This is a genomic window from Corynebacterium auris, assembly GCF_030408575.1.
Lineage (GTDB): Bacteria > Actinomycetota > Actinomycetes > Mycobacteriales > Mycobacteriaceae > Corynebacterium > Corynebacterium auris.
In genome coordinates this window covers 798,132-823,223 of record NZ_CP047047.1, presented here as the reverse complement: position 1 = coordinate 823,223, position 25,092 = coordinate 798,132, and the positions used below count along the sequence as shown (strand labels likewise).

General features: G+C 67.0%; 20 protein-coding genes and 1 tRNA gene. 13 read left to right on the top strand and 8 right to left on the bottom strand.

The window, feature by feature from the left end:
- Positions 1–9 precede the first annotated feature (9 nt).
- The 4 genes from CAURIS_RS03945 (at position 10) to CAURIS_RS03930 (ending at position 4,799) form a co-directional block, all read left to right on the top strand.
- Entirely contained in the window at positions 10–954 is a 945-nt protein-coding gene (locus tag CAURIS_RS03945; protein ID WP_290342923.1) for an ABC transporter substrate-binding protein, read from the top strand.
- 70 nt (positions 955–1,024) lie between these two features.
- A complete protein-coding gene (locus tag CAURIS_RS03940; RefSeq protein ID WP_290342922.1) occupies positions 1,025–1,921 on the top strand; it encodes a phytoene/squalene synthase family protein in 897 nt (298 codons plus the stop codon).
- Positions 1,914–3,467 carry a phytoene desaturase family protein gene (crtI, locus tag CAURIS_RS03935; protein ID WP_290342921.1) on the top strand — a complete coding sequence of 518 codons (1,554 nt, stop codon included), beginning with the start codon at positions 1,914–1,916 and terminating at the stop codon, positions 3,465–3,467. The genes CAURIS_RS03940 and crtI overlap by 8 nt, the downstream gene beginning before the upstream one ends.
- Before the next feature lie 54 nt (positions 3,468–3,521).
- Positions 3,522–4,799 carry an alpha/beta hydrolase gene (locus tag CAURIS_RS03930; RefSeq protein ID WP_290342920.1) on the top strand — a complete coding sequence of 426 codons (1,278 nt, stop codon included), beginning with the start codon at positions 3,522–3,524 and terminating at the stop codon, positions 4,797–4,799.
- A 10-nt stretch (positions 4,800–4,809) separates the two neighbouring features.
- On the opposite strand, the gene CAURIS_RS03925 is transcribed toward CAURIS_RS03930, so the two are convergent.
- The 6 genes from CAURIS_RS03925 to CAURIS_RS03900 all read right to left on the bottom strand — a co-directional run bounded on the left by CAURIS_RS03925 (position 4,810) and on the right by CAURIS_RS03900 (position 13,059).
- Complete coding sequence (locus tag CAURIS_RS03925; protein WP_290342919.1) at positions 4,810–6,345, bottom strand: hypothetical protein; 1,536 nt, start codon at positions 6,343–6,345, stop codon at positions 4,810–4,812.
- 267 nt (positions 6,346–6,612) lie between these two features.
- A complete protein-coding gene (locus CAURIS_RS03920; protein ID WP_290342918.1) occupies positions 6,613–7,194 on the bottom strand; it encodes a DUF3558 family protein in 582 nt (193 codons plus the stop codon).
- A gap of 140 nt (positions 7,195–7,334) precedes the next feature.
- Positions 7,335–8,189: a hypothetical protein gene (locus CAURIS_RS03915; RefSeq protein ID WP_290342917.1), complete on the bottom strand. Its 855-nt coding sequence runs from the start codon at positions 8,187–8,189 to the stop codon at positions 7,335–7,337.
- Between the two features lie 487 nt (positions 8,190–8,676).
- A tRNA-Leu gene (locus CAURIS_RS03910) sits at positions 8,677–8,750 on the bottom strand.
- Between the two features lie 44 nt (positions 8,751–8,794).
- Positions 8,795–12,409, bottom strand: coding sequence for a transcription-repair coupling factor (mfd, locus tag CAURIS_RS03905; RefSeq protein ID WP_290342916.1), 3,615 nt, complete (start codon positions 12,407–12,409; stop codon positions 8,795–8,797).
- Complete coding sequence (locus CAURIS_RS03900; protein WP_290342915.1) at positions 12,406–13,059, bottom strand: TetR/AcrR family transcriptional regulator; 654 nt, start codon at positions 13,057–13,059, stop codon at positions 12,406–12,408. The genes mfd and CAURIS_RS03900 overlap by 4 nt, the downstream gene beginning before the upstream one ends.
- Positions 13,060–13,339: 280 nt before the next feature.
- On the opposite strand from CAURIS_RS03900, the gene CAURIS_RS03895 reads away from it, so the two are divergent.
- From CAURIS_RS03895 to hisC, 4 genes are all read left to right on the top strand, one after another.
- On the top strand, positions 13,340–14,587 hold the full coding sequence (locus tag CAURIS_RS03895) for an MFS transporter (RefSeq protein ID WP_290342914.1): 1,248 nt from the start codon (positions 13,340–13,342) through the stop codon (positions 14,585–14,587).
- Between the two features lie 100 nt (positions 14,588–14,687).
- Positions 14,688–16,127 carry a bifunctional UDP-N-acetylglucosamine diphosphorylase/glucosamine-1-phosphate N-acetyltransferase GlmU gene (gene glmU / locus CAURIS_RS03890; protein WP_290342913.1) on the top strand — a complete coding sequence of 480 codons (1,440 nt, stop codon included), beginning with the start codon at positions 14,688–14,690 and terminating at the stop codon, positions 16,125–16,127.
- Between the two features lie 8 nt (positions 16,128–16,135).
- Positions 16,136–17,113, top strand: a complete 978-nt coding sequence (locus tag CAURIS_RS03885) for a ribose-phosphate diphosphokinase (RefSeq protein WP_290342912.1) — start codon at positions 16,136–16,138, stop codon at positions 17,111–17,113.
- 12 nt (positions 17,114–17,125) lie between these two features.
- Entirely contained in the window at positions 17,126–18,169 is a 1,044-nt protein-coding gene (gene hisC / locus CAURIS_RS03880; protein ID WP_290342911.1) for a histidinol-phosphate transaminase, read from the top strand.
- On the opposite strand, the gene CAURIS_RS03875 is transcribed toward hisC, so the two are convergent.
- Positions 18,162–19,634, bottom strand: coding sequence for an NAD-dependent succinate-semialdehyde dehydrogenase (locus CAURIS_RS03875; RefSeq protein ID WP_290342910.1), 1,473 nt, complete (start codon positions 19,632–19,634; stop codon positions 18,162–18,164). The two genes, hisC and CAURIS_RS03875, sit on opposite strands and share 8 nt — an antisense overlap.
- A gap of 254 nt (positions 19,635–19,888) precedes the next feature.
- On the opposite strand from CAURIS_RS03875, the gene CAURIS_RS03870 reads away from it, so the two are divergent.
- The 4 genes from CAURIS_RS03870 (at position 19,889) to CAURIS_RS03855 (ending at position 23,535) form a co-directional block, all read left to right on the top strand.
- Positions 19,889–21,259: an MFS transporter gene (locus CAURIS_RS03870; RefSeq protein WP_290342909.1), complete on the top strand. Its 1,371-nt coding sequence runs from the start codon at positions 19,889–19,891 to the stop codon at positions 21,257–21,259.
- A gap of 195 nt (positions 21,260–21,454) precedes the next feature.
- Complete coding sequence (locus CAURIS_RS03865; RefSeq protein ID WP_290342908.1) at positions 21,455–22,087, top strand: 50S ribosomal protein L25/general stress protein Ctc; 633 nt, start codon at positions 21,455–21,457, stop codon at positions 22,085–22,087.
- Between the two features lie 53 nt (positions 22,088–22,140).
- The gene (gene pth, locus CAURIS_RS03860; protein WP_290342907.1) at positions 22,141–22,707 is read left to right on the top strand and encodes an aminoacyl-tRNA hydrolase; all 567 of its coding nucleotides are present in this window, start codon (positions 22,141–22,143) and stop codon (positions 22,705–22,707) included.
- Positions 22,708–22,710: 3 nt separating this feature from the next.
- Complete coding sequence (locus tag CAURIS_RS03855) at positions 22,711–23,535, top strand: fumarylacetoacetate hydrolase family protein (protein WP_290342906.1); 825 nt, start codon at positions 22,711–22,713, stop codon at positions 23,533–23,535.
- A gap of 3 nt (positions 23,536–23,538) precedes the next feature.
- On the opposite strand, the gene CAURIS_RS03850 is transcribed toward CAURIS_RS03855, so the two are convergent.
- Positions 23,539–24,441 carry a nitronate monooxygenase gene (locus CAURIS_RS03850; protein WP_290342905.1) on the bottom strand — a complete coding sequence of 301 codons (903 nt, stop codon included), beginning with the start codon at positions 24,439–24,441 and terminating at the stop codon, positions 23,539–23,541.
- An 18-nt stretch (positions 24,442–24,459) separates the two neighbouring features.
- On the opposite strand from CAURIS_RS03850, the gene pth (CAURIS_RS03845) reads away from it, so the two are divergent.
- A complete protein-coding gene (gene pth, locus CAURIS_RS03845) occupies positions 24,460–25,059 on the top strand; it encodes an aminoacyl-tRNA hydrolase (RefSeq protein WP_290342904.1) in 600 nt (199 codons plus the stop codon).
- The last annotated feature ends 33 nt before the right edge of the window (positions 25,060–25,092 follow it).

The window sequence follows — 25,092 nt, the reverse complement described above, 5'->3', positions numbered from 1 at the left end:
TTGGTTGATATGAAAACCGCTACCCGCGCCACCTCCTCCCTCGGCACCTGCATCCTCGCCACGCTGACGCTGAGCGCGTGCGGCACGTCGGACCCCTTCGCCGAACAAGGCCCCGCCCCCGCGGATCCGGCGGGCGCCGAGACTGTCGTCATCGGCACGGCTAACTTCCCGGAGTCCGAGATCATCGGCCGCATCTGGGCTGAAGCGCTGCGGCAGGAAGGCTTCGAGGTGACCATGACCTCGGGCATCGGATCGCGGGAGGTCTACCTCGGGGCGCTGCAGGAGGGCAACATCAACGTCGTGCCGGAATACTCCGGCAACTTGGCCCAGTTTTACGGCGAGCTGCCGGAGGGCGCGGATGAGTCAGACGTCGATAAGGCGCTGGGTGAGTCCCTGCCGGCGGGCCTCGAGGTCGGTGACTTCAGCGAGGCGGAGTCGAAGGACGCCTACCGCGTGACCCGCGAGCTGGCCGAGCAGTACGGCCTGGAAACGATCGCTGACCTGGACAAGCTCGACTCCATCGTCATCGCCGCCCCGCCGGAGTTCACCGAGCGCCCCTATGGGCCGCAGGGTTTGAGCAGCGTCTACGGCATTGACCCCGCCAAGGTGGAGGTGAACCCCATCTCGGACGGCGGTGGCCCCTTGACCGTGCAGGCGCTGATCGGCGGCGCGGCGAATGTGGCGAATATCTTCACCACCTCCCCTGCCCTGCTCGAGGACGGCTCCGAGGCGGACCTAGTCATCCTGGAGGACACCGAGCGCCTCATCCCGCCGCAAAACGTCCTGCCGGTGTTCGCCGCAAACTCCCTCCCGGAGGGCGCGCTCGACGTCATCAACGCCGCCAACGCCGTACTGACCACGGAGGACCTCGAGGCTATGAACCTACGCAACGTGGGCAACGAGCGCGCCGAGCCGGAGGAGATTGCCAGGGACTGGGTGGCGCAGAACCTCTAAGCGGCCGGTGCTAGTCCCCGGTGCTGGGCCTCAGTGCTGGGCCCCGGTGCTAGCCTTGCACTCGCCCGCGATGAAGGACGTAAACCCGATGGCAGACCCAGACACCCCGCACCCCCTCACCCGCTACGACGCGATGTGCGACGCCGCGGCGGCGGAGGTCATCGCCACCTACTCCACCAGCTTTTCCCTGGCCACTCGGCTTCTTCCGCCCCGGCAGCGCCGCGACATCCGCAACCTGTACGCCATGGTGCGCATCGCGGACGAGATCGTCGACGGCGCCGCGCACTCCGCGGGCCGGGACGTCGCCACAACACTCGGCGCATACGAGAGTGCCGTCCTAGCCGCACCAGACCACCGCTTCCACCCGGACCCCGTCCTCCACGCCTACGCAGCAAGCGCGCGCCGGTGCGACTTTGACCCCGAGCACGTGCGCTCCTTCTTCGCCTCCATGCGCCGCGACGTGACGCAAACGCACCACGACGCCGCCAGCTTCGACGCCTACGTTTACGGCTCCGCTGAGGTCATCGGCCTGCTGTGCCTGTCGGTTTTCCTCGCCGGGCGCGAGGTCGACCCCGCTGAGCGGGCGGAGATGGAGCGCGGCGCGCGGACCCTGGGCTCGGCCTTCCAGAAGATCAACTTTCTGCGGGACTTCCACGAGGACCACGGCGCCCTCGGGCGCCTCTATTTCCCCGCCCTGCAGGACGCCCCGCTTGACGACGCCCTCAAAACCTCCCTCATCAGCGACATCCGCACCGAGCTGGACGCGGCGCGCGCGGCGATCCCGCTCCTGCCCCTGGCCTGCCGCCCCGCGGTCGCCGCGGCGGAGGCCCTGTTCCGCGACCTCGCCGACGCCCTCGACGCCACGCCCGCCGCCGCGCTGGCCGCCACCCGCGTCCGTCTCTCCGCGCACCGCAAGCTGCTCGTCACCGCGCGCGCCGCCGCGCGAGTGGGGGCACGCCGTGGCTGAGCGCAGCGCCATTGTCATCGGCGCCGGCGTCGCGGGGCTGGCCACCGCCGCCCTGCTGAGCAGGGAGGGATACGCCGTCACGGTCGTCGAACGCCTCGGCACCATCGGCGGGCGCGCCGGCGAGGAACGCATTGACGGCTTCCGCTTCGAAACGGGCCCGTCCTGGTACCTCATGCCGGACGCCTTCGACCACTTCTTCTCCCTCTTCGGCATGCGCACCGAGGACCTCCTCGACGTGGTCGACCTCACCCCAGCCTACCGGCTGTTCCCGGAGGGGCGGCCGCCCATCGACGTGGAATCCGGCCGGGAGGCCTCCACCGAGCTTTTCGAGTCGCTCGAGCCGGGGGCCGGCGCGCAGCTGAGGGAATATCTGGACTCGGCCTCCGAGGCGTACGGGTTGGCCGTCGATAAGTTCTTGTACACCACCTTCTCCTCGCCGCGCCCTTTTTTCAGCCGTGACCTGCGGGGACGCTACCGCGACCTGGCCCGGTTTTTGCGCGTGCCCCTGAGCAGGTTCGTCGCGGAGCGTTTCACCGACGTTCGGCTGCGGCAAATGCTGACCTACCCCGCCGTTTTCCTTTCCTCCCACCCGGCCCACACCCCCTCGCTCTACCACCTCATGAGCCACACGGACCTCGTGCAGGGGGTGAAGTACCCGCGCGGGGGCTTTTCGGCGGTGATGGGCGCGCTGCGCGACCTCGCCGAGGCGAACGGCGCGCGGATCCTGCTGAACAGGGAGGTCACCGCCATTACCTACCGCGGCGCGAGCGCCACCGGGGTGCAGTGCTTGGGCGGCCCGCCGTTGCGCGCCGACGTCGTCGTTTCCGCTGCCGACTTGCGTTTTACCGAGACCCGACTGCTGCCGCCCGCGCTGCGCACGTACGACGCACCCTGGTTCGCCTCCCGCGATCCCGGCCTGGGCACCGTGCTGCTCATGCTCGGCGTCGAGGGCGAGCTGCCCCAGTTATCGCACCACAACCTGCTGTTCAGCGCCGACTGGGACGCCGACTTCGACGCAGTCTTCGACGGCCCGATTCCGCAGCGCCCGCTGCAGGCCTCGCGCTCGATCTACATCTCCAAGCCCTCCGCTACAGAGCCGGGTGTGGCCCCCGCTGGCTGCGAGAACCTCTTCGTGCTCGTCCCTACGCCCGCCGCGGAGGACCTCGGGCACGGTAACTTGTACCACCGCTCGGCCTCGGCTGCGGTCGAGGCGATCGCGTCGGCCACGCTCGAGCTCATCGAGTGCCGGTGCGGTATCCCGGACCTGCGCTCCCGGATCCGCGTCCAGCGCACCCTGGGGCCCGCCGACTTCTCCGAGCGCTACCACGCGTGGTCGGGCGGGTCGATCGGGCCGGCCCACACGTTGCGGCAATCGGCATTTCTGCGTGGCTCCAATCGCTCGAAAAAGCTGCGCAACCTCTACTACGCGGGCGCGACGACGGTGCCGGGCGTCGGCGTGCCCATGTGCCTGATTTCGGCCGAAAACGTGATCAAGCGCCTGCGCGGCGACCGCAGCTCGGCACCCCTCAAACCGGGCACGGCGTAGCCCGCGGTGTGTTCTAATTTTGGCAGAATATTTTTCCCCGCCAAAGGAGACGTCATGCGCCGCCCCCTGACCGTTCTTGCCAGCCTCGCCGTCGCTGCCGCAGCAGCCGCGCCCGCCGACGCCAGCTCCGTCGATTCCTCCTCGCGGCTTATCCCGCCCGCCGTGGTCCAAGCGGGCGAGCCAATGCGCGAGGTCGCGCCCCGGCGCGTTCCCACCTTCGACAGCGGTTTGTCCATCCCCGCGCCCTCCGGTCCTGTGGGCACGGCGCTCGCGGAGGTCCCCTTGGACCCGCGTGTGGGGCTGAGCAGCGCGGCCCAGCAATTCCGAGTGGCGTACACGACCGTTAACCAGCACGGGCAGCCCACCGTGAGCACGGGCGCCGTCTTCCTGCCGCATGGCCAGGCCCCAGCGTCGGGGTGGCCGGTGCTGGCGTGGGCGCACGGCACAGTCGGGCTGGGAGACGAGTGCGCTCCCAGCATCAACGAGCGCTCTGCGCGGGACGCCGAATATCTCAACCGGTGGCTGGACCTCGGCTACGCCGTCGTGGCCACTGATTATGCCGGGCTGGGCACCCCTGGCGCCCACAGCTACCTCAACGGCCACGTCGCCGCGACCAACGTTGTCGACTCCATCCAGGCCGCCCACCAGGCGAGTTTCGGCCCCTCGCTGTCGAAGCGCTGGGCGGTCATCGGCCAGTCCCAGGGCGGCGGGGTGGCGCTGCACGTGGCGCACCGGGCGACCGCGTTGAGCAGTCAGCTCGGTTTGGACTACCGCGGGGCCGTGGCCACCGGCGCGCCCGCCTACATCGAAGAGATCGTCATCGCCGCCGGCCCCACGTTCCCCCCGGTTCCACTGCCCTCCGGCCTGACCACCTACGGCCTGTACATCCTCGCTGCGGTCGAGGAGGCCCACCCCCACCTCGACATCAACTCTGCGCTGACCCCGGAGGGCCGCTTCATGGTTGACCAGGCCACACGCAGCTGCTACTCCGAGGTCGCCGCCGCCTCCGCCGGCACGAGCCTCTCCCGCGCCTTTTCGCGCCCGCTGAGCGACGTCCCCGGGCTCGCCCCGGCTATCCGCTCCTTTATGTCCACCCCCACCGCGGGCTACGATAGGCCCGTTTTTGTGGGCCACGGCCTCACCGATATTGATGTCCCCTCCCCCATCGGCATCGCCTTAAACAGCCAACTCTGGCTCAACCAGTTCGCCGCCAACGCCGGAGCGCGCAACGCTCGCGTCGAGGTGCGCTGGTACCCCGCCGACCACAGCGGGACGGTGAATCTCTCGACCACCCACTCCGCGCCGTTCCTCAGCGAGATCTTCGCCGACTGATGGACCGTGGCTAGCGCTGCGGCTGCGTGACGTTAAATCCAATGACGCCTGGGAGTACCGCCGGCGCCTGCCCGAGCAGCGCCCGCAAGTTCCCGTCCCGTTCGACGGCGCTGGTGACGGCCTTCACGCGCGCACCCCTGCGCGTATCCTCGCTGCCGCGGCGCGGGACCCCGCCCGCGGGCCCCATTGGTCCGCCCGGCCCCGCCGGGCCTGCCACGCCCGACACCGGCGCCGCGCGGGGCCCCGCTTGCGCGGCCGTGGGTGCGCCTGTGATTGAGGAGCGGTTCGCTCCGTCAGCCGGGAGGCCGACGGTGCCCGCCCCAACACCACCAAACTGTGGACGCCCACTACCGCCGGCGTGGCCAGCACCACCCAGCTGCGGGCGGCCGGTGGCCCGGTGATGTCCGGCCCCGCCCCCGACACCGAGCCCAGGCACGATAGAAGTTCCTGCGGCGCTACCGGGGCGGGGGCTGCTCTGCGCGCCCAACAAACCTCCGGGCAGCGGCACCCCCATCCCCATGCCGGACGCGCCCGCGCCTGGCGCCGCTCCGCCGGCTCCCAAACTGGCCCCGGGAGTAAGCGTTGCGGGCATGCTCGGCGCGGCGAGCGCAGCCGCCTGCATCGGTGTTGCCCCCGCGGAGATCGCCTCGACAACTTCGGGGGTGATCGCGCTGAACTGGGAAACAACCTCATCCGGCGTCCGCGCCTGCGCTAGGTCTCCGTAACCGCGCTGGCGGAAGGCATCGGCGACAATTGTAGGCAGCCCAATCTTGTCGAACTCTGGCGCGGCCGCCACACTTACTGCCCCCGGATTGAAGTGGTCCCCAGGCATGTCCGCCAAGTCCGGCAAGAGCTGGTTGAACACGGGTTTCGTGGGCACCAGGCTCGCCGTCAAGGTCGATGGAAATGGCGCCAGGTACGCCTGTTCAAAGGCAATCTTTTGCTCCGGCGAGGGAAGCGCGGCCCAGGTCGCGTACGCTGCCGCGGTAAGCACCTGCTTCGCCGCAGCGACCGAGGCAAGGTTCGCCGTGTGCGAGGCCATCGCCGTTGCATGGGCAGCATACGTTCCGCCGGCCCATTGGATGCGGTTGATGTGCCCCAGTGCGGCCTGCACCCAGCTCGTCGCCGCCGACGACGTGAGCGCCGCCTTCGCCCCCTCGAGCGCCGCAACCGTTTCCCCCAGCCTCGCCGCGGTGGCACCCCACTGCCCGGACGCCGTAGCTGCCTCAGCGGGGTTGGTGGCGGACAGCAGGCTATGCAGGCCCGGAAGCGAGAACTGAGGTCCCGCCACCGGCGCCGCGTTGGCGAACCGGCCTGTCTTAGCGTTCACCAATGCCGGCGCCGGGGCTGCCGCTTGGGCTCTCGACGCCGCCCTCGCAACGGCGCCCTTGACGACACCGATATGGGACACCAAACGAGAGAAGTCGGCGTCTGCCCTCACCGTATTGTTCAGGTTCGACTCCAACAGCACAGCGGCGTCCCGGATGTGCGAGGCAAACGCCTTGGACGACATCGGCTCGTACGTGCCCGCAACCGTGCCGTGCATCCGACCCGCCATGTCGAGACCCGACACCGGGGAGAACGCGGCCAACGAAGTCAATAAACTCGGCGAGCTCGCGTTAAAGATGCTCCGCGCTGCCGCGTCTAACTGAGCCACTGCGCTTCTTACAGACCCCACGTCTAGAAATAGCTGGCTACCCATCTGCTGCCCCCATGTAGATTTCCCCCGAAAAGTGATGAACAGCTGCTATGTTAACGGTTTTCCTCTTGCGCCCCCTTCGTTCGATGCACACGATAGTGGACGCACAGAGTGCTAGAGGTTGTAGAGAGCCTGCAGACTGCGACTAGCACGCTCGCAAAGCGGAATGACGTCTGCATCGGCGAAGAAGGAATTCGCTACTGCACTAAAGGCTCCCCGCTCCGTGTCGACCACCGCGAAGCAAACGCCCGAATCAACTTGTGGTTGATAGAAGTAGACCCCAGGAATATCGCCTGCATCGATCCCCTCGATGAATCTAGCCTGTGCAGCGGATATTTCACGATTAGCCGCATTAGTCATGAAGCCGACATGAACATCACGGTCCTCAGTCTCAAACATGCATGCTGATTTTTGTGCGATCGGGTCGTAGCCAAGGTCGTCTTTACCCACGAAGCCCGCTGCGGCGAACTCCTCGTCGGTGATCTCCGCGCACGGGTTAAACAGGTTCTCGCCAATGGTGTACGGATCGTAGTCACCTAAGACGAGGTCACCACTCTGGAAGTGGAAGGCTGGCACCTCCTCGACCGGCGCGGCCTCGTTCGCAGGCTGCTGGGCCTGTGGGCTGTTGCACGCTGCAAGGGTCGTCGCTACGCACACTGCGACGACGCATGGAGTCGCCCCCCGGATGATTCTCATTGTCTCCCCCACATCACCATCCATTGATGCTTACCCACGCAGCATACAAGGCGCGAGACGGTGTGCGCAGAGATCTGCAGAAGAAAAACCTCGACCCAGGTCCACCCTGGATCGAGGTTGCTCGTACTACGGCAGGCGCCCTAGAAAGAGCTGCCCTTTAGCATGGGTGCGGACGATCCGGGGATGTTGAAGAGCGCGCGGAAGAACTGCAGAATTGAGGCGAAGATGTTCATGAGCAGTTGCTTCAGATCCGAGGAGGCCACCGGCGGGGTGGGTTCCGGCTGCGCAGAGGTGGTCGTGGTCGGCGACGCGGTCGGCGCTGGCGGGACCGGATCGGCCGCGAGGACCTTCACGGCGGGCAACAGATCCGCTGGGAGGTTAGTACCGCCCTTAGATGGGTAGTGGGTGTCGTGTTGGGACAGCCCACAACGGATGAACGCACTCACCTTGAGGTTGATAAAAAGCGCTTTCGCGGTGGCGTCCGTGTACAGCTGCACGAAGGATTCGGGGCTGAACGTCGCGGCGTCGGCGGCGTTGATACTCGGCTGGATCGTCTCACCCGCCGTAGCACTTGCCTTCATCTTCAGGGTGACCTTGGGCACGTCAACGACGTAGCTGTTCGCCACTTTCTGCGCTTCGAGGCCGCCATGCGCGAATTGCGCACGGTTGCCCTTCGACCACGTGGTCACGTCGGCGCCACTTTGCCCGGTGAAGTGCAAGCGATTTCCCTCGCGCTTCACGGCAACGGCCGGGCTTCCGCCGCTGGTCTCAACGGACTCGATGGTGGCGTTGCTTGGCAGGTCCACCCACAGGTTAAGCTGGCTCACCTTGTTCACAGTCGCCGTAGCAACCGAGGCCTTGAAGCTCGCGGGGAAGGACACCTGGCCGAGATCGATCGTGTAGTCGAACTCCTCGTTCGCCTTAACAGTCGCCGGGGCGGTGACCTTCGCTGAAATCTTAAAGGCGGAGTAGGCCGATTCAGCGGAGTTGTACACGCCCTCTGCCTGCTTAGCAGGGCCGGGTGGGTCTTTCAACTGCAGGTTGCAGGCCAAGGGCAAGTTCACAGTCGTCGTTGCGGAATCTGCGTCCGCAAAAGGGGCCGTTACGAGGCCCACACCGAGGCCCAAGGCCGTAAGCGCGGACACGAGCGCACGCGAATTTTTGGTCATGAAACTCCGATCACGAAGAGGAAACACTGGGACTCACGTCATGGCCTCACGCTCCACCATCACAGTGAGTTAACGAGATTATATACGTAGAGTAATCTTTTACCACCCTTTTCTCATGCCACTTGCCTGTCACGCGGGTAAAGCTCGTCGGGCACTCCGCTTTTCCGATAGCACTGAAGGCCAACACCCCCTCAGCCAAACAGTCCGAGGTTGTCCGGATGAGGAAAACCTAAAACTCTCTTCTACGACGCGGTGCGCGAAAAAACATGGGCCCCGAGACATAACCAGAACTATGCCTCGAGGCTTCACACGGTGCCCCCAGTGGGACTCGAACCCACACTGAATCGATTTTAAGTCGACTGCCTCTGCCGATTGGGCTATGGGGGCATGCCCGAATATCTTACGGGACCGGGCGCGCAACCCGTAGACGCCTACTCGCTCACCGAAAACACCTTCTTTTTCTCCTCCGCCGGCGTCGACCCCGTCACGGAGATTTTCTCCACGTCGAACATCTCGGACAGAAAATCGGAGACCCATTGGAGAAGTTCGACGTCACGAAGCGTGGGCTGGTTGACTCCCTTGGCGGAGCGGGGGAACGGAACCTGGAGGGCCTTGGCCGCGGCGCGGTAATTCGCGCCCGGATAGAGGCGCTTCAGGCGCACCTGCTTCGAGTCCGGCAGCTCGACGGGCTGGAACTTCAGGCGAGAGCCCTGCACCACGATGTCGGACACCCCGGCGCGCCGCGCCTGATGGCGCAGCCGGGCCACCGCCATGAGCCGCTCGACCTCGGTGGGCAGAGGGCCGAAGCGGTCGACCATTTCGTCGGCGACCTTTGCCAGGCCGGCGTCGTCGCGGGCCTCGGCGAGCTTGCGGTAGGCGTCGAGGCGCAGGCGCTCGGAGTTGATGTAGGACTCGGGGATATGCGCGTCCACGGGCAGGTCCACACGGATCTCCTTCGGCCCCTTGTCGGTCGCGTCCACTGTCTCGCCCGACATGAGGGCTTTAAAGGTCTCCACGGCCTCTCCGACGAGGCGGACGTACATGTCAAAGCCCACCCCTGCGATGTGGCCCGACTGCTCGGCGCCGAGCACGTTGCCCGCGCCGCGCATCTCGAGGTCCTTCTGCGCCACCGCCATGCCCGCGCCGAGGTCGTTGTTCTGCGCGATGGTGGCCAGGCGGTCGTAGGAGGTCTCGGTGAGCGTTTTGTCCTTCGGGTAAAGGAAGTAGGCGTAGGCGCGGTCCCGGGAGCGGCCCACGCGCCCGCGCAGCTGGTGCAGCTGGGAAAGCCCCATGTTCTGCGCGTTCTCCACGATCAGGGTGTTCGCGTTCGCGATGTCGAGGCCGGTTTCGACGATGGTGGTGCACACCAGCACGTCGTAGTCCCTATTCCAGAAGCCCTGGACCGTCTGCTCGAGGACCTGCTCCGACATCTGGCCGTGGGCCACGACGACGCGGGCCTCCGGGACGAGCTCGCGCAGGCGGCGTGCGGTTTTCTCGATGTCGGTGACCTTGTTGTGGATGTAGAAGACCTGGCCGTCGCGAAGCAACTCGCGCCGGATGGCGGCGGCGATCTGCTTGTCCTCCTGCGGGCCGACGTACGTCAGCACCGGGTGGCGGTCCTCCGGCGGGGTCGTGATCGAGGTCATCTCGCGGATGCCGGTCAGAGACATCTCGAGGGTGCGCGGGATCGGCGTCGCCGTCATCGTGAGCACGTCGACATGCGACTTGAGCGCCTTGATGTGTTCCTTGTGCTCGACGCCGAAGCGCTGCTCCTCGTCGACCACGATGAGACCGAGGTTCTTCCAGTGCACGCCCGTTTGCAGCAGCCGGTGGGTGCCAATGACGACGTCAATAGAGCCGTCGGCAAGCCCCGCGAAAATCTCCTTCGATTCCTTCGTAGTGGTAAAGCGCGACAGCTCGCGCACGGTGACCCCGAAGCCGTCCATACGCTGGCTGAACGTGGAAAAGTGCTGCTGGGCCAGAAGGGTCGTGGGCACGAGCACCGCAACCTGCATACCGTCCTGGACAGCCTTGAACGCGGCGCGCACTGCCACTTCCGTCTTGCCGAAGCCGACGTCGCCGACGATGACGCGGTCCATCGGGACGGGCTTTTCCATGTCGGACTTCACTGCCTCAATTGCGGTGAGCTGGTCCTCCGTTTCCACGAAGGGGAAGTTGTCCTCCATCTCGTGCTGCCACGGGGTGTCCGGGGCGAAGGCGTGGCCCGGCGCGGCCTGACGCTTGGCGTAGAGCTCGACGAGCTCCCCGGCGATTTCGCGCACCGCCGCGCGCGCCTTGCGCTTGGTGTTTTTCCAGTCAGACCCGCCCATCTTCGATAGCGACGGCTGCTCTCCGCCGGAATACTTGCTCAGCAGGTCCAACGACTCCATGGGCACCCAGAGCTGATCGTTCGGCTGGCCGCGCTTGGCTGGCTGGTACTCCAGAACGATGTACTCGCGGCGCGAGTCCTCGTCACCGGCCTTGACCGTGCGCTCCGCCATCTTCACGAATTTGCCGATGCCGTGCGTGTCGTGGACCACGAAGTCCCCCGGCTTGAGGGCGAGGGGATCCACTCGGTTGCGCCGCCGCGGGGCGCGCCGCTTCGCGCCCGCGATGTCGCCGACGCGGTTGCCCGTCACGTCGGTTTCGGTGACCACCACCAGGTTCGGGCCGGGAAAGACCAGACCCGCGTGTGAAAGCGCCTGGTACAGGGTCACCGCCCCGGCGACCGGTTCCATGCCGGGGGTGGCTAGGCGCGCCGAGATCCCGCGTTCGCGCAGACGCTCCGCCGTGCGCTCCACGGTGCCTTTCGCCGGGGCGACGAACGCGGCCGTACCGCTGTTGTCCGACAGGTGCAGCTTCAGCGTGGCGTAGAGCTGCTCGATGGCCTTCGGATCCCCCTTCGGTGCCGGCGCCGGATCGAACTCCAAAGGCAGGGTCTCCTCGTCCGCGGCGGAGAACATACCGGGCGGGGCGAAGGTCCACCACGCCACCCCGGCTTTCCGCGCGCTGACCTCCAGGGAGTCAAAGGAGCGGTACGAGCTTGGCGAGAGGTCCAGCCCCTCCACGGCGACGGGTCCCTCGGCGCCCATGGCGGCGGCCTCCCAGCCGGCCTCGAGGAACTCGCGGTCGGTCGCCTCCAGGTCCGCCACCCGCGCCTTCACCTTCTCCGGCGAGGTCACGAGCACGATCGCCCCTTGCGGAAGCAACTCGGGCAGGGCCGCGAAGGGGGCGTCAGTGAGCACCGGGATGAGCGCCTCCATCCCATCGGCGTAGGTGTGCTCGGAAATGCGGGTCAGCAGCTGCACCAAGGTCGGGTTCGACGGGTATTGCCGGGCGAGTTCGGCGGCACGGGCGGCCACGGGGGCGTCGATAAGCAATTGGCGGGCGGGGAAGAACTCCACGGCCTCGACCTCGTCTATGGCGCGCTGATCGGCGACCGAGAAGGTGCGGATGTCGGTGATTTCGTCACCCCAGAACTCGATGCGCACCGGGTTATCGGCTGTGGTCGGGAAGACGTCGATGATGCCACCGCGCGTGGCGAACTCCCCGCGCTTGGACACCATGTCGACGTGATCGTAGGCGTAGCCGACCAGGCGCTGCGTCAGCTCACCAAAGTCGTGTTCCTGCTCGCGAGCCACCGCGATCGGTTCTATCGCGGGCAGCACCGGCTGGCACGCGGCGCGGGCGGCGGCGACGATGACGCGCGGCATCTCCCACAGCACCTTCGCGCGCCTGCCGACGACGTCCGCCGCGGGCGAGAGGCGCTCGTGCGGCAGCGTCTCCAGGGCGGGCAGCTGCGCCACCTGCTCCTCGCCCAGCAGGGCCGCGAGCTCGGCGGCGAGGTCCTCCGCCTCGTGCCCGGTCGCCGTGACCAGGAGGACGGGCGTCTGCCTCGCCAGCGTGGCCGTGGCCCAGCTGCGTACCTGGTCGATGCCGGTGACGTGGAGGCGCTCCTTTCCAACGCTGCCCGCCAGCCCCTTCAGCTTCGGGTCGCCGGCTGCGACGGTGAGCAACCCGCCGAGGGCGGGCGTGGTGTCGGTCATTCGTCCTCCGTGATGTCGTCGTTCGGGTCCGGGTTCGGGCCGTCGTGAGCAGGCTCAATTTTCGGCGTCGCTTCCATCCCGCGCAAACCGTTCCAGGCCAGGTTCGCGATGTGGGCCGCCACCGTGTACTTATCCGGCGAGCGCTGGTCCAGCCACCACAGCGCAGTGTTCGACGCGGTGCCCACTAGCGCCTGCGCGTAGAGGGGCGAGATCGACGGATCGAGGCCGCGGTGATTAAACGCCACGCCGAGGAACGAGGAGACCTGCGCGATCGACCGGTTGAGCAGGGTGGAAAAGGTCCTCTCCTCCCCCGGCACCTGGCCGTGAACCAGGATCATAAAACCGTCCGTGTTTTTCTCCACAAACGTCAGCAGAGCCACGATCCCGCCTTCGATGCGCTCGCGCCAACGGCCCTGCGAGATCGCCTCGAGGATCATCACCTCGAGCTCGGCGGTGTCCTCGTCCACGATCGCCTTGTACAGCCCGTCCTTGCCGCCGAAGTGCTCGTAGAGGACCGGTTTGGACACCCCGGCGCGCGCCGCGATCTCCTCTACTGACACACCGTCGAGCCCCCGTTCGGCGAAGGCCGCGCGACCGATGGAGATCAGTTGCGCGCGGCGCTGGGCACGTGACATTCGCTGGCGAGCCATGCCCACCACTCTACGGACGATTTACCCGAGCCCCGGTATGAGGCTTTGCCGCCCCATCCGCTAGAATGAGCAACTGCCTTTCCCCATGGTGTAATTGGCAACACTACGGTTTTTGGTACCGTCATTCTAGGTTCGAGTCCTGGTGGGGAAGCTCTGTGGGGAAGCTCAGCGGGGAAGCTCTATTTCAGTCAACCGCGCTCAGCAGCACCGGCCCCTGAACCGGAAAATTAGTACATGCTTATCCGGCGGACCCCGCGCGGCGCTTTTACGATTAACCGTTATGAGCGAGGAAACGCCGGGAAAGCCGGAGCACCAGGAAGCTAATGCCCGGCGATTCATCTGGTCCAACGGCCTGCAGGGAATCGGCGACCAGATCGTCGCGGCGAAGACGGTCCTGCCGTGGCTGTTCACCGCCGCCGGCGTGCCGGCCGCACTGACTGCCCTACTCGTACCGGTCCGCGAGTCTGGGTCCATGCTGCCCCAGGCGGCGTTGAGCCCGTGGATCAGCTCGAAGCCGGAGCGCAAGCGCATCTGGCTGCTGGGCTCCCTCGGCCAGGCAGCGGCGGCGGCCGGGATCGCCGTGGCGGCGATGTTCCTCAAAGGCGTCGTGCTCGGCGTCACGGTCATCGCACTGCTGGGCGTCTTGTCGGTCTTCCGTGCGATCTGCTCGATCACGGGCAAGGACGTACAGGGGCGCACGGTGGAAAAGGGCCGGCGCGGGCTCATCACCGGCCGCGCGACGGCCTTGTCCGGGGCGTTCACCCTTGCCATCGGCCTCGCTTTGACCTTTCTGCCGGAACAGCCGCCGCGCTGGGTCATCGTGGCGCTCCTCGGCGGCGGCGCGGCCACCTGGGTGCTGGCCAGCCTCGTCTTCTCCCGTATCCAGGAACCACCCGGCAAACACGAAGTAGAAGAAAAGGACCGGAGTTGGGTCCGGGCCACCTACGACCTGGTCCGCGACGACAAGCCTTTGCGCCGGTTCCTCCTGGTGCGCTCACTGATGCTGGTGACCTCCCTGTCCACGCCGTTCATCATCGTGCTCGCCCAGCAGGAGGGCCAGGACTTGACGGGCCTGGGCGCCTTCGTCATCGCCTCCGGCGGCTCCGCCCTGATCGGCGGCCGCGTTTCCGGGATCTGGTCGGACAAGTCCTCCAAGAATGCGATGGCGGTCAGCGCGGCCACGGCCTCGGTGGTGCTCGTTGTGCTTGTGGCGAGCGCGTATTGGGCGTCGTCAAGCGTGAATGCCTGGGTCATGCCCCTCGGCTTCTTCCTGGTCAACCTCGCGCACACGACGGTGCGCGTCTCGCGCAAAACCTACCTCGTGGACATGGCCGAGGGTCCGCGGCGGACCATGATCACGGGGGCCTCGAACACCGTCATGGGCGTGGTGCTGCTTGTTATGGGCGCGATCACATCGCTGCTGGCGTCCTTCGGGCCGGCGATCACGCTGCTGTTCCTCGCGGCGATGGGCCTCATCGGCGTTATCGGCGCGTCGAACCTGAAGGACGTCTCTCAGCGCGCCGGTTAAGCGTTAAGCTGTCTGCGGACCGCGCAGCGCCTTTTCACGCACTGCCAGCCACGGAAAGCAAGCCCAGGAAAGCAACCAAATAAGGAAAGGGAGTCCCCGAGTGCCCCACCACTCCGAATGCGCCGTCATCGTTCTCGCCGCAGGCGCGGGAACACGCATGAAATCGGACACGCAGAAAACGCTGCACGAGATCGGCGGGCGCAGCCTGCTCTCGCACTCCCTGCACGCGGCCGCCTCGGTCTCCCCCTCGCACCTCGTCGCGGTCATCGGGCACCAGCGTGAGCAGGTCGCCCCCGCCGTCGCCGCCATCGCGGACCAGATGGCGGCGAAGGTACTCACGGCCGTGCAGGAGGAGCAAAACGGAACCGGCCACGCCGTCCAAGTGGGCCTCGAGGCGCTGCCCAACTTCAACGGCACCGTCGTGGTGACCAACGGGGACGTGCCGCTGCTGACCGGCCACACCATCGAAGCGCTCATCGAGGCCCACGAGTCCGCCGGCGCCGCCGCCACCGTCCTCTCCCTCGAGTCCGAGAATCCTACCGGCTACGGGCGCATTCTTCGCGACGCCACCGGGGCCGTCCAGGGCATCGTCGAGGAGAAGGACGCCGACGACGCGCAGAAGCTCATCACCGAGGTCAACTCCGGCGTGTTCGCCTTCGACGGGGGCGTGCTGCGCGAGGCACTGACCCGCATTACCACCGACAACGCCCAGGGAGAGCTCTACATCACCGACGTTATCGGCATCGCGCGCGCCGACGGCAAGACGGTTGCCGCCTTTACGGCCCCCGACGCCCGCGAACTTGCCGGCGTCAACGACCGCGTCCAGCTCGCCGCGGCGGGCAGGGAGCTCAACCGCCGCACCGTCGAGGCCGCCATGCGCGCCGGGGCCACCGTCATCGATCCCGCCACGACCTGGATCGGGGTGGATGTGGAGATCGGCCGCGACGTCATCATCCACCCGAACACCCAGCTGTGGGGGTCCACGAGCATCGGCGACCGCGCCGAGATCGGCCCCGACACCACCTTGACCGACATGGAGGTCGGTGAGGAGGCCACTGTGGTGCGCACCCAGGGCGAGCTCGGCGTGATCGGCGCCCGCGCCACCGTCGGCCCCTTCACCTACATTCGCCCGGGCACGGAGCTCGGCGAGGACGGCAAGCTCGGCGGCTTCGTTGAGTCGAAGAACGCCAAGATCGGGCCTGGCTCGAAGGTGCCGCACCTGACCTACATCGGCGACGCGACCGTGGGCCGTGAGTCCAACATCGGCGCCTCCAGCGTCTTTGCCAACTACGACGGCGTGTCCAAGCACCACACCACCATCGGCGACTACTGCCGCACCGGCTCCGACACCATGTTCGTCGCCCCGGTCACGGTCGGTGATGGCGCGTACACGGGCGCGGGTACAGTAGTGACCCAGGACGTGCCAGCGGGAGCCCTCGCCATCAAGGAGGGCCGCCAACGAAACATCGAGGGCTGGGTGGAGAAAAACCGGCCTGGCACGGATGCGGCCGAGGCCGCGAAGAAAGCACGCGAGAAGTAAGGAACACCATGACCGGATATTCCACCGAGAGCCACAAAGACCTCAAGCTTTTCACCGGCCGCGCCCACCCCGCGCTTGCCAGGGAGGTAGCCAAGGAACTCGGTATCGAGCTCGTCCCGACGACCGCTCGCGACTTCGCCAACGGCGAGATCTTCATCCGCTTCGAGGAGTCCGTCCGCGGTTCCGACTGCTTTGTCATGCAGTCCCACTCCCAGCCGCTGAACAAGTGGATCATGGAGCAGCTCATCATGATCGACGCGCTCAAACGCGGCTCGGCGAAGCGCATCACCGCGATCCTGCCCTTCTACCCCTACGCCCGCCAGGACAAGAAGCACCGCGGCCGCGAGCCCATCTCCGCTCGCCTCATCGCCGATCTTCTCTCCGCCGCGGGCGCGGACCGCATCGTCTCCGTCGACCTGCACACGGACCAGATCCAGGGCTTCTTCGACGGCCCGGTCGACCACATGCACGCCATGCCCATCCTCACCGACTACATCAAGTCGAAGTACCCGCTGGACAACCTCTGTGTGGTCTCCCCCGACGCCGGCCGCGTCAAGACCGCCGAGAAGTGGGCCAATACGCTTGGCGACGCCCCCATGGCCTTCGTCCACAAGACTCGCGACATCGACGCCGCCAACAAGGTCGTGTCCAACCGCGTTGTCGGCGACGTTTTGGGCAAGGACTGCATCCTCATGGACGACATGATCGACACCGGCGGGACCATCGCCGGCGCCGTCGGCGTGCTCAAGGACGCCGGCGCCAAGTCCGTGCTTATCGCCACCACCCACGGCGTCTTCTCCGGCCCCGCCCGCCAGCGCCTCAGCCAGTGCGGCGCCTCGGAGGTCATCACCACCGACACGCTGCCGCAGGACACCGAGGGCTGGGACAACCTCACCGTCCTTTCCATCGCCCCGCTCCTGGCCAAGACGATCCACGAGATCTTCGAGAACGGCTCGGTGACGACGCTGTTCGAGGGCCAGGCCTAGGGGTAGCCCGCAATGATCCGCCCGGACCTTAGTGACCTGCCCGCCTACGTACCCGGGACGCGCAATGAGACGGCGGTGAAGCTGTCCTCCAACGAGAGCGCGCACGCGCCCCTGCCCTCCGTCCGGGAGGCGATGGGGGGAGCCCTCGACGAGGTCAACCGCTACCCGGATATGGGCGCCTCCACCCTCCGCGCCGCCCTGGCGCGGCACCTTGGGCTGAGCCCTGACCGCGTTGCGGTGGGTACCGGTTCCTCGGCGCTGTGCCAGCAGCTGGTTACCCTCGCCGCGCAGCCCGGCGACAACGTCGTCTTCCCGTGGCGCTCCTTCGAGGCCTACCCCATCTTCACCAGGATCGCCGGCGCCACACCGGTCGCGGTGCCGCTCACCGCGGACTACCGCCTCGACATGCCCGCGCTTGCCGGCGCCATCACGCCGCGGACACGCGTAGTCTTCGTGTGCAACCCGAACAACCCGACCGGCACCACCATCACGGCCGACGAGTGGCGCACCTTCATCGAGGCCGTACCGCGCGACGTCATCGTCGCGCTTGACGAGGCCTACGCCGAGTACAACCTGGCCACGGACTCCCCCGTTGCGACCGAGGAAATCGCCTCCCACCCGAACGTCGTGGGCCTGCGTACTTTTTCCAAGGCCTACGGCTTGGCCGGCGCGCGCGTGGGCTACGCGTTCGGTGCCCCCGAGATCATCACCGCCTTGAACAAGGTCGCCGTGCCCTTCAGCGTTAGCTCCGCGGCGCAAGTCGGTGCTCTGGCCTCGCTGGAGCAGCAGGAAGAGCTGCGGCGGCGGGTGGCGGGCACCGTCCGCCAGCGCGAGCGCGTCGGCGAGGCCCTCGCCGCCTACAGCAGCCCCTCCAGCCAGGCGAACTTTGTGTGGGTCCCCGCCGACGCTCTCGACGCCCCCGCCGCCGACTACGCCGAACGCCTCGCCGCGCGCAACGTGCTGGTCCGCGCGTTCGAGGAGGGCTTGCGCATCACCGTTACCGACGACGAGGAGACCGAAGCCTTCCTCGCCGCCTGGCGGCAAGTGACTAGTTAGCCTTCTGGTACGGGTCGCGGGTGCCGATGAACTGCACCTCAGTGTACTCGGCCATCCCCTCGCGGGACCCCTCGCGCCCCAGCCCGGAGGCCTTCACACCGCCGAAGGGGATCGAGGCGTCCGAGACCACGCCCGAGTTGAAGCCCACGATGCCGAACTCGAGGGCGTCCGACGCGCGGAAGATCATGTCCGGGTCCTCCGAGAAAACGTAGGAGGCCAGGCCGTACTCGGTGTCGTTGGCGATCTCCCACGCTTCCTGCTCGTCCTTGAAGGTGAAGATCGGGGCGATCGGCCCGAAGATCTCCTCGCGGAACACCTTGGCCTCCTTGGAGGCCCCGGCGATGACGGTAGGGGCGTAGAAGAACCCCTTGCCCTCGAGGCGCTCGCCGCCGGTTAGGACGGTGCCGCCGTGGGCGACGGCGTCGTCGACAAGCTCCTGCATGTGCGCGACGGCCTTCTCCTCGACGAGCGGGCCGACCTCGACGCCCTCGTCGAGGCCGTTGCCGACCTTCATGGCCTCGATCGCGGCGACGAACTTTCGGGTGAATTCGTCCGCCACATCCTCGTGGACCAGGATGCGGTTCGCGGCGGTGCACGCCTCACCGATGTTGCGCATCTTCGCCGACTTCACGCCCTCCACGGCCAGATCGAGGTCCGCGTCCGGGAAGACAATGGCCGGGGCGTTGCCGCCGAGCTCCAGCGAGATGCGCAGGATGTTCTCCGCCGCCAGGCCCATCAGCGTCGAGCCGACGGGGGTGGACCCGGTGAACGAGACCTTGCGCAGGCGCGGGTCCGCCATGATCGGCTCGGAGACGTCGGAGGCCGAGCGCGAAGAGACGATGTTGATCACGCCGTCGGGCACGCCCGCTTCGACCATCGTCTGCACGAAGTACTGCATGGTCAGCGGGGTCAGCTTCGCCGGCTTAATGATCACGGTGTTGCCCGCCGCCAACGCCGGCGCGATCTTGCGGGTTGCCATGGAAAGGGGGAAGTTCCACGGAGTGATGAGCAGGCACGGGCCGACGGGCTTGTGCACGGTAAGCATTCGGTTGTCCTTGCCCGGGTAGCGGTTGGTGTGGCCGAAGAAGTGGTTCGCTTCCTCGGAGAACCACAGGAGGTAGTCGGCCCCGTAGTCCACCTCCCCGCGCGCCTCGCCGAGGGCCTTGCCCATCTCGAGGGTCATGAGGGTGGCGAACTCCTCCTTGCGCTCCTTCACGAGGTCGTAGCCGCGCCGCAGAATCTCGGCGCGGGTGCGCGGTGCCGTCGCCTCCCAGCTCGCGCGCGCCCTGTGCGCCGCATCGAGGGCCGCGACGGAATCCTCGCGGGACCCCGAGGACATCGTGACCAGAACCTCCTCGGTCGCGGGGTTGAGCACCTGGTACGTCTCCCCGGAGGAACCCTCACGCCACTCGCCGCCAATGAACAGGCGGGTTTCCACCTTCGCCAGAAGCTCCTGAATATCCATTTTCTACTCCTTGCTCATATGCGTTCTTGCGTCGCGTCCGCTCACGGCGTGCCAGAGCTCTCGCACGCCCGCCGAGCCGACACTTTCTGGTGTACCAGTTTCCCACCCCTAAGGCCCCCGAAAAGCGAAAACCGGCCGCAGGGGTGACTCCCGGCGTGTTTCTCTGGGTCATTTGCTTGCGGATACTATGATCCTCAAAAAAATTCTCCCAAGCTGCGGATCACATCCCGGCGCCCGACTGTAAAGGCGAATGTATGCACTCACCCGACCAGCCAGGAAAAGCCGTCGAGCGACGCAAGGTCGTCGCAGCCACAACGATCGGCACAGCCATCGAGTGGTACGACTACTTCCTCTACGCCGCGACGGCCGGATTGGTGTTCAACCAGCTCATGTTCAGCGGGCTCGGCCCCGAGGCGTCGACCATCGTCAGTTTCCTGACCGTCGGCCTGTCCTTCCTCTTCCGCCCCCTCGGCGCGTTTCTGGCCGGGCACTTCGCTGACAAGGCAGGCCGCCGCCTCGTGCTCATGGTCACGCTGGTCGCGATGGGCGCGGCCACGACGCTGATCGGCCTGCTCCCCACCTACGCCGCCATCGGTGTCTGGTCTCCCGTACTGCTCATCACCTTGCGCATCATCCAGGGGATTTCCGCCGGCGGCGAATGGGGCTCCGCGGTTTTGCTCAGCGTCGAGCACGCCCCAACCGACCGGCGCGGGCTCTACGGCGCCGGCCCCCAAGTTGGTGTCCCCCTCGGCTTGCTTTTGTCCTCCGGCGCCCTGGCCGCGATGGACGCGATCGCCCCCGGCGATGCTTTCCTCGAGTGGGGCTGGCGCGTGCCCTTCCTCTTCTCTGCAGTCCTGGTCATCATCGGCATCCTCATCCGCCTCCGGGTTGAGGAGTCGCCCGTCTACGAGGAGATGTCCACCATAAAGCAGGTGGAAGTGAGCAACCCGATTGGCACCCTCCTGCGCCGCTTCACCCCGCTCGTGCTCATGGCCTCGCTCCTCTTCGCCGCCAACGGCACCGTCGGGTACATGACCACCGGCGGCTACATCCAGAACTACGCCACCGGGGCGCTGGGCCTCGACCGCGGCGACATCCTGCTGGCCGTCACCGTTTCCGGTTTCACTTGGATCTTCTCCACGGCCTTCGCGGGCTACATCTCGGACATCATCGGCCGGCGCAGCACCTACATCATTGGCTTCATCGTCCAAGCGGTCGGGGCGCTGGCACTGTTTCCCCTGGTGAACACCGAAACACTCGGGGCTATCTACGCAGCGCTCATCTTCCTCACCGTCGGCCTGGGCCTGACCTACGGCCAGACCGGCACGACCTACGCCGAGTTCTTCCCCGCCTCCGTGCGCGCCTCGGGTGCCTCCATCACCTACGCCCTGGGCTCCATCCTCGGCGGCGCATTCGCCCCCATGATCGCGGCAGCCCTCTACCAGAACACCGGGACCACGTGGGCCATCACGGCGTACCTCGTCATCGCCTCCCTCATCGGCCTGGCCGTTGCCCTGTGCCTGCGCGAACGCAAGGGCATCCCGCTCGACCACGACCACGAGCAGCTGCAGACCACCGGGCACTTCATCTGGGAGCGCCCCGCACGTCAGCCCGAGCACGTGTAACGGAAGCGGTTTTTGCGCGGCCTTGTTGCGGTGGTAGCATGTCCTCCGTCTCGGCGAGGGCCCGTTAGGGGCCGTTATCGACGCGATATGAATGCAGACTCTTTTGCGGCCTGCGATCACTCGACGAGATGTCACCGTTCAGTGGTCGCAGGCCTTTCCTGTGACCGTACGCATTCACCACGAGGGAGAATACTTATGGCTACCCCCCAGGTCATCCAGGCAGAAAAGCGCGAGGAGTTCGGCAAGGGCGCGTCGCGCCGCCTGCGCCGCGCGGGCAAGGTCCCGGGCGTGCTGTATGAAGCCGGCATCGACAACGTGCACTTCGCCGTCGACCGCCTCGAAATCACCGCACTCGTGCGCAACGAGGGCATCAACGCCGTCCTCGAACTCGAGGTCGAAGGCAAGAAGCTGCTGTGCATGGTCAAAAACGTCGACCAGAACGTGCTGACGCTCGATATCGACCACGTTGACCTGCTCGGCGTCAAGCGCGGCGAGAAGGTCGTCGTCGAGGTCCCCGTGGTCACCGAGGGCGAGGCCCACCCGGCTGCCATCGTGCTGCAGGAGGCCGACGTCATCGAGATCGAGGTCGACGCCCTGAACATCCCGGATGAGCTCACCGTGTCCATCGAGGGCAAGGAAGTCGGCGAGCAGATCACCGCCGCCGACATCGCCCTGCCGGAGGGCGCGCAGCTGATCACCGATCCGGAGACCCTCGTGGTCAACTTCACCTTCGAGCAGAAGGATGAGGAGCTCGAGGAAGCCGCAGCTGAGGCCGAGGAGGGCGGCGCCGAAGCGGGCGCCGAGTCCACCGAGGAAACCGCCGAGTAACAGCCGAGTAACAGCTCAGCGGACGCGGCGGGAGCGTCACCTATGATGGGCGCGTGACTGACTCCCCCGTGCTCTTCGTCGGCCTGGGCAACCCCGGCCCCCGCTACGCTGCGACGCGCCACAACGCCGGCATCCTCGTCATCGAGGAGCTGCTCGAGCGCGCCTCCCCGGCGTCGGCCCAGCTCAGCGCCCACAAGCGGACCAACACGGAGCTCGCCGAACTCGCGGCTGGGCGCCTCCTGCCGAAGCGGCGGGCCGTGGTGGCGCGCGCCCGCAGCTACATGAACGTCTCAGGGGGCCCCGTCAAGGTCCTCGCGGACTACTTCGGGGTCGCACCCGCCGACCTCTACGTGGTCTACGACGAGCTCGACCTCGACCTCGGCGTGGTGAAGCTGCGCGCTGGCGGAGGCGACCACGGCCACAACGGGCTGCGCTCGGTGACCAAGGCCCTGGGTACCCGCGAGTACAACAAGTTAGCCGTGGGCATTGGCCGCCCCCCGGGCAGGATGGCCCCCGCCGACTACGTGCTCAAGCCCTTCGGCCGCAAGGAGACCGAGGAGCTTCCCATCGTCGCGGCGGATGCGGCGGACGAGCTGCTGCGCGCGGCCGGTAGCGTGTAAAACATGCGCCTTGCCACACTGAGAACGAACAACGTGACCGTCGCCACCCGCCTCACCGCGGAAGCCGAGGCGGTGGTGATACCTGGCTACGCCGACGTCGGGGCGTTGTTGGCGGAGCCCGACTGGCCGGAGATCGCGGCCGCGGGCGGGTCGACGGTGCACGTAAACCGGGCAGACTTTGCCCCCGTAATCACCCGCCCCGGGAAAATTGTCTGCGTGGGGCTCAACTACGCGAAGCACATCGACGAAATGGGCCACGATCGCCCCGCTGTGCCCACGCTCTTCGTGAAATTCGCCGACGCCCTGATCGGCCCCTACGACGACGCGATAGTGCCGAGCTTCAACGCCTCCGGCCTCGACTTCGAGGGGGAGCTTGCGGTTGTCATCGGCGCACGCGCGCGGCACGTCGACGCCGAGGCGGCTAAAGCCTGCATTGCCGGGTACTCCATCATCAACGACTACACCCAGCGCGACTACCAGTACCGCACCCAGCAGTGGCACCAGGGCAAATCCCTCGAGGCGACGGCGGGCTTCGGCCCCTGGCTCGATACCGAGTGGACTCCGGGGCCCGCTCTCGAGACCACACTCAACGGGGAGAGGATGCAGCACGCGCCCACCGACGACCTGGTCTTTAGTCCCGCTGACCTGGTGGAGTTCATCTCGCACCTCTACCCGCTCAACCCCGGCGACGTGATCGCCACCGGCACGCCCGACGGCGTCGGCCACGCCCGCACGCCGCGGCGCTACCTCGGCGAGGGAGACACCGTGCGTGTGTCCATATCGGGTCTCGGTCACATCGAGAACACAACCCGCGTCGTCGGCGCGTAACTTTTAGGGGGTAAGCTCCGCCTCGATCTGCGCGGCGGGTGCCTCGCGCAAGCTGCCGTAGTCCTTACCGACTAAGCAGTAGGTGTTGTCGGGCACCATCGGCTTCAGGTACGGATAAATTGCCGGCATATCCCTGTGCTCGCGCGTAAACCGCGTCTCCACACCACGCGCCCACCGACCGGAGAAGGCCCGAGAGATCACCGATCTCCCGCCGGAGCGCAGCAGGGAGCGGTTCGCGGCGCTCGTGCCCGCCTCGTCTGCCAGCAGGAAAGCGCTACCGCACGCCACTGCTTGGGCACCGGCTGCAATCAGCCGCCCCACGTCCTCGCGCGTGCGTACCCCTCCCGCCGCGATGAGGGGCACGTCGGTCTCTGCTCTGACGGCGTGGAGGAGCATGTCGATGGGGCGCTCGTCCGGGCGCTCGTTTTGGTCCCACGTCCCCCGGTGGCCACCGGCCAACGGACCTTGGACAATCAGCCCGTCCGCGCCGCGGGTGGCGGCCTCGCGCGCCTCACTCTCACAGGTGACCGTCACCCACGCCTCGGAGCCCACCTTGTGCACCCGCTCTATCTCAGCCGCGCTGAAGCAACCGAAGGTGCTGGACACGACGGCGGGCGACGCCTCCAGGACAATGTCGAACTTTTCCGCAAATCCGCTGGTCACATCCGCTTCAGGGACCGACGCTCCGAGCTCCCGGGCGACGCGCTCAACGGTCTCGCGCGCGGGCTCCGGCTGCGGGTAAAAAAGGTTTACTCCGTAGAGCCCGCGCACCTTCGCCAGCTGTTCGCGCGCGCTTTCGGCGGAGCAGGTGCCGAAGGCGAGGAAGCCGAAGGCGACGGCGTTGACGAGAGCGGGCGTAGTGGGCCCGCCCGCCATTGGGGCTGCGACGACAGGAGGAAGCTGCATGCGGACTATGGTATAGCCATGCCCGGATTCCTCGCGCGCTTCTTTCGGTCCCGCCCTGCCCCGCTTCCCGAAGCACGCTGGCTGGTTATGGGGCTGGGCAACCCAGGCGAAAAGTACGCCGCCAGCCGCCACAACGTGGGGTACATGGCCGTAGAGGAAGCCCTGGAGCAGCGCGGCTGCAGCCTGCAGCCGGTGCGCGGGATCAAGGCACACCTCGCCGTGTCCGGCGACGTCGCCTACGCCCGGCCCACCACCTATATGAACGAATCCGGCCAGGCAGTTGGCCCGCTGGCGCAACGCCTCTCGGTGCCGGCGCAGCGTATCGTCGTGCTGCACGACGAACTCGACCTGCCGCCGGGCACCGTGCGCCTGCGCCGCGGGGGCAGCGAAAACGGCCACAACGGGCTGAAATCGCTCAGCGAGCACTTGGGCACCCGCGACTACATCCGGGTGCGCATCGGCATCGGCCGCCCGCCGGCCGGGACGGCCGTGCCGGAGTGGGTGCTCTCCGCCATCGAAGGCGACCCCGCGGCCCAGATCGCCACCGCAGCGAAGGCGGCGCACCTCGTCGTTGCCGAGGGGCTGAGTAAGGCCCAAAACGTCATCCACTCCCGGTAGCGCGATTCCTGTTCCGGCCGCCTGCGAGCTAGG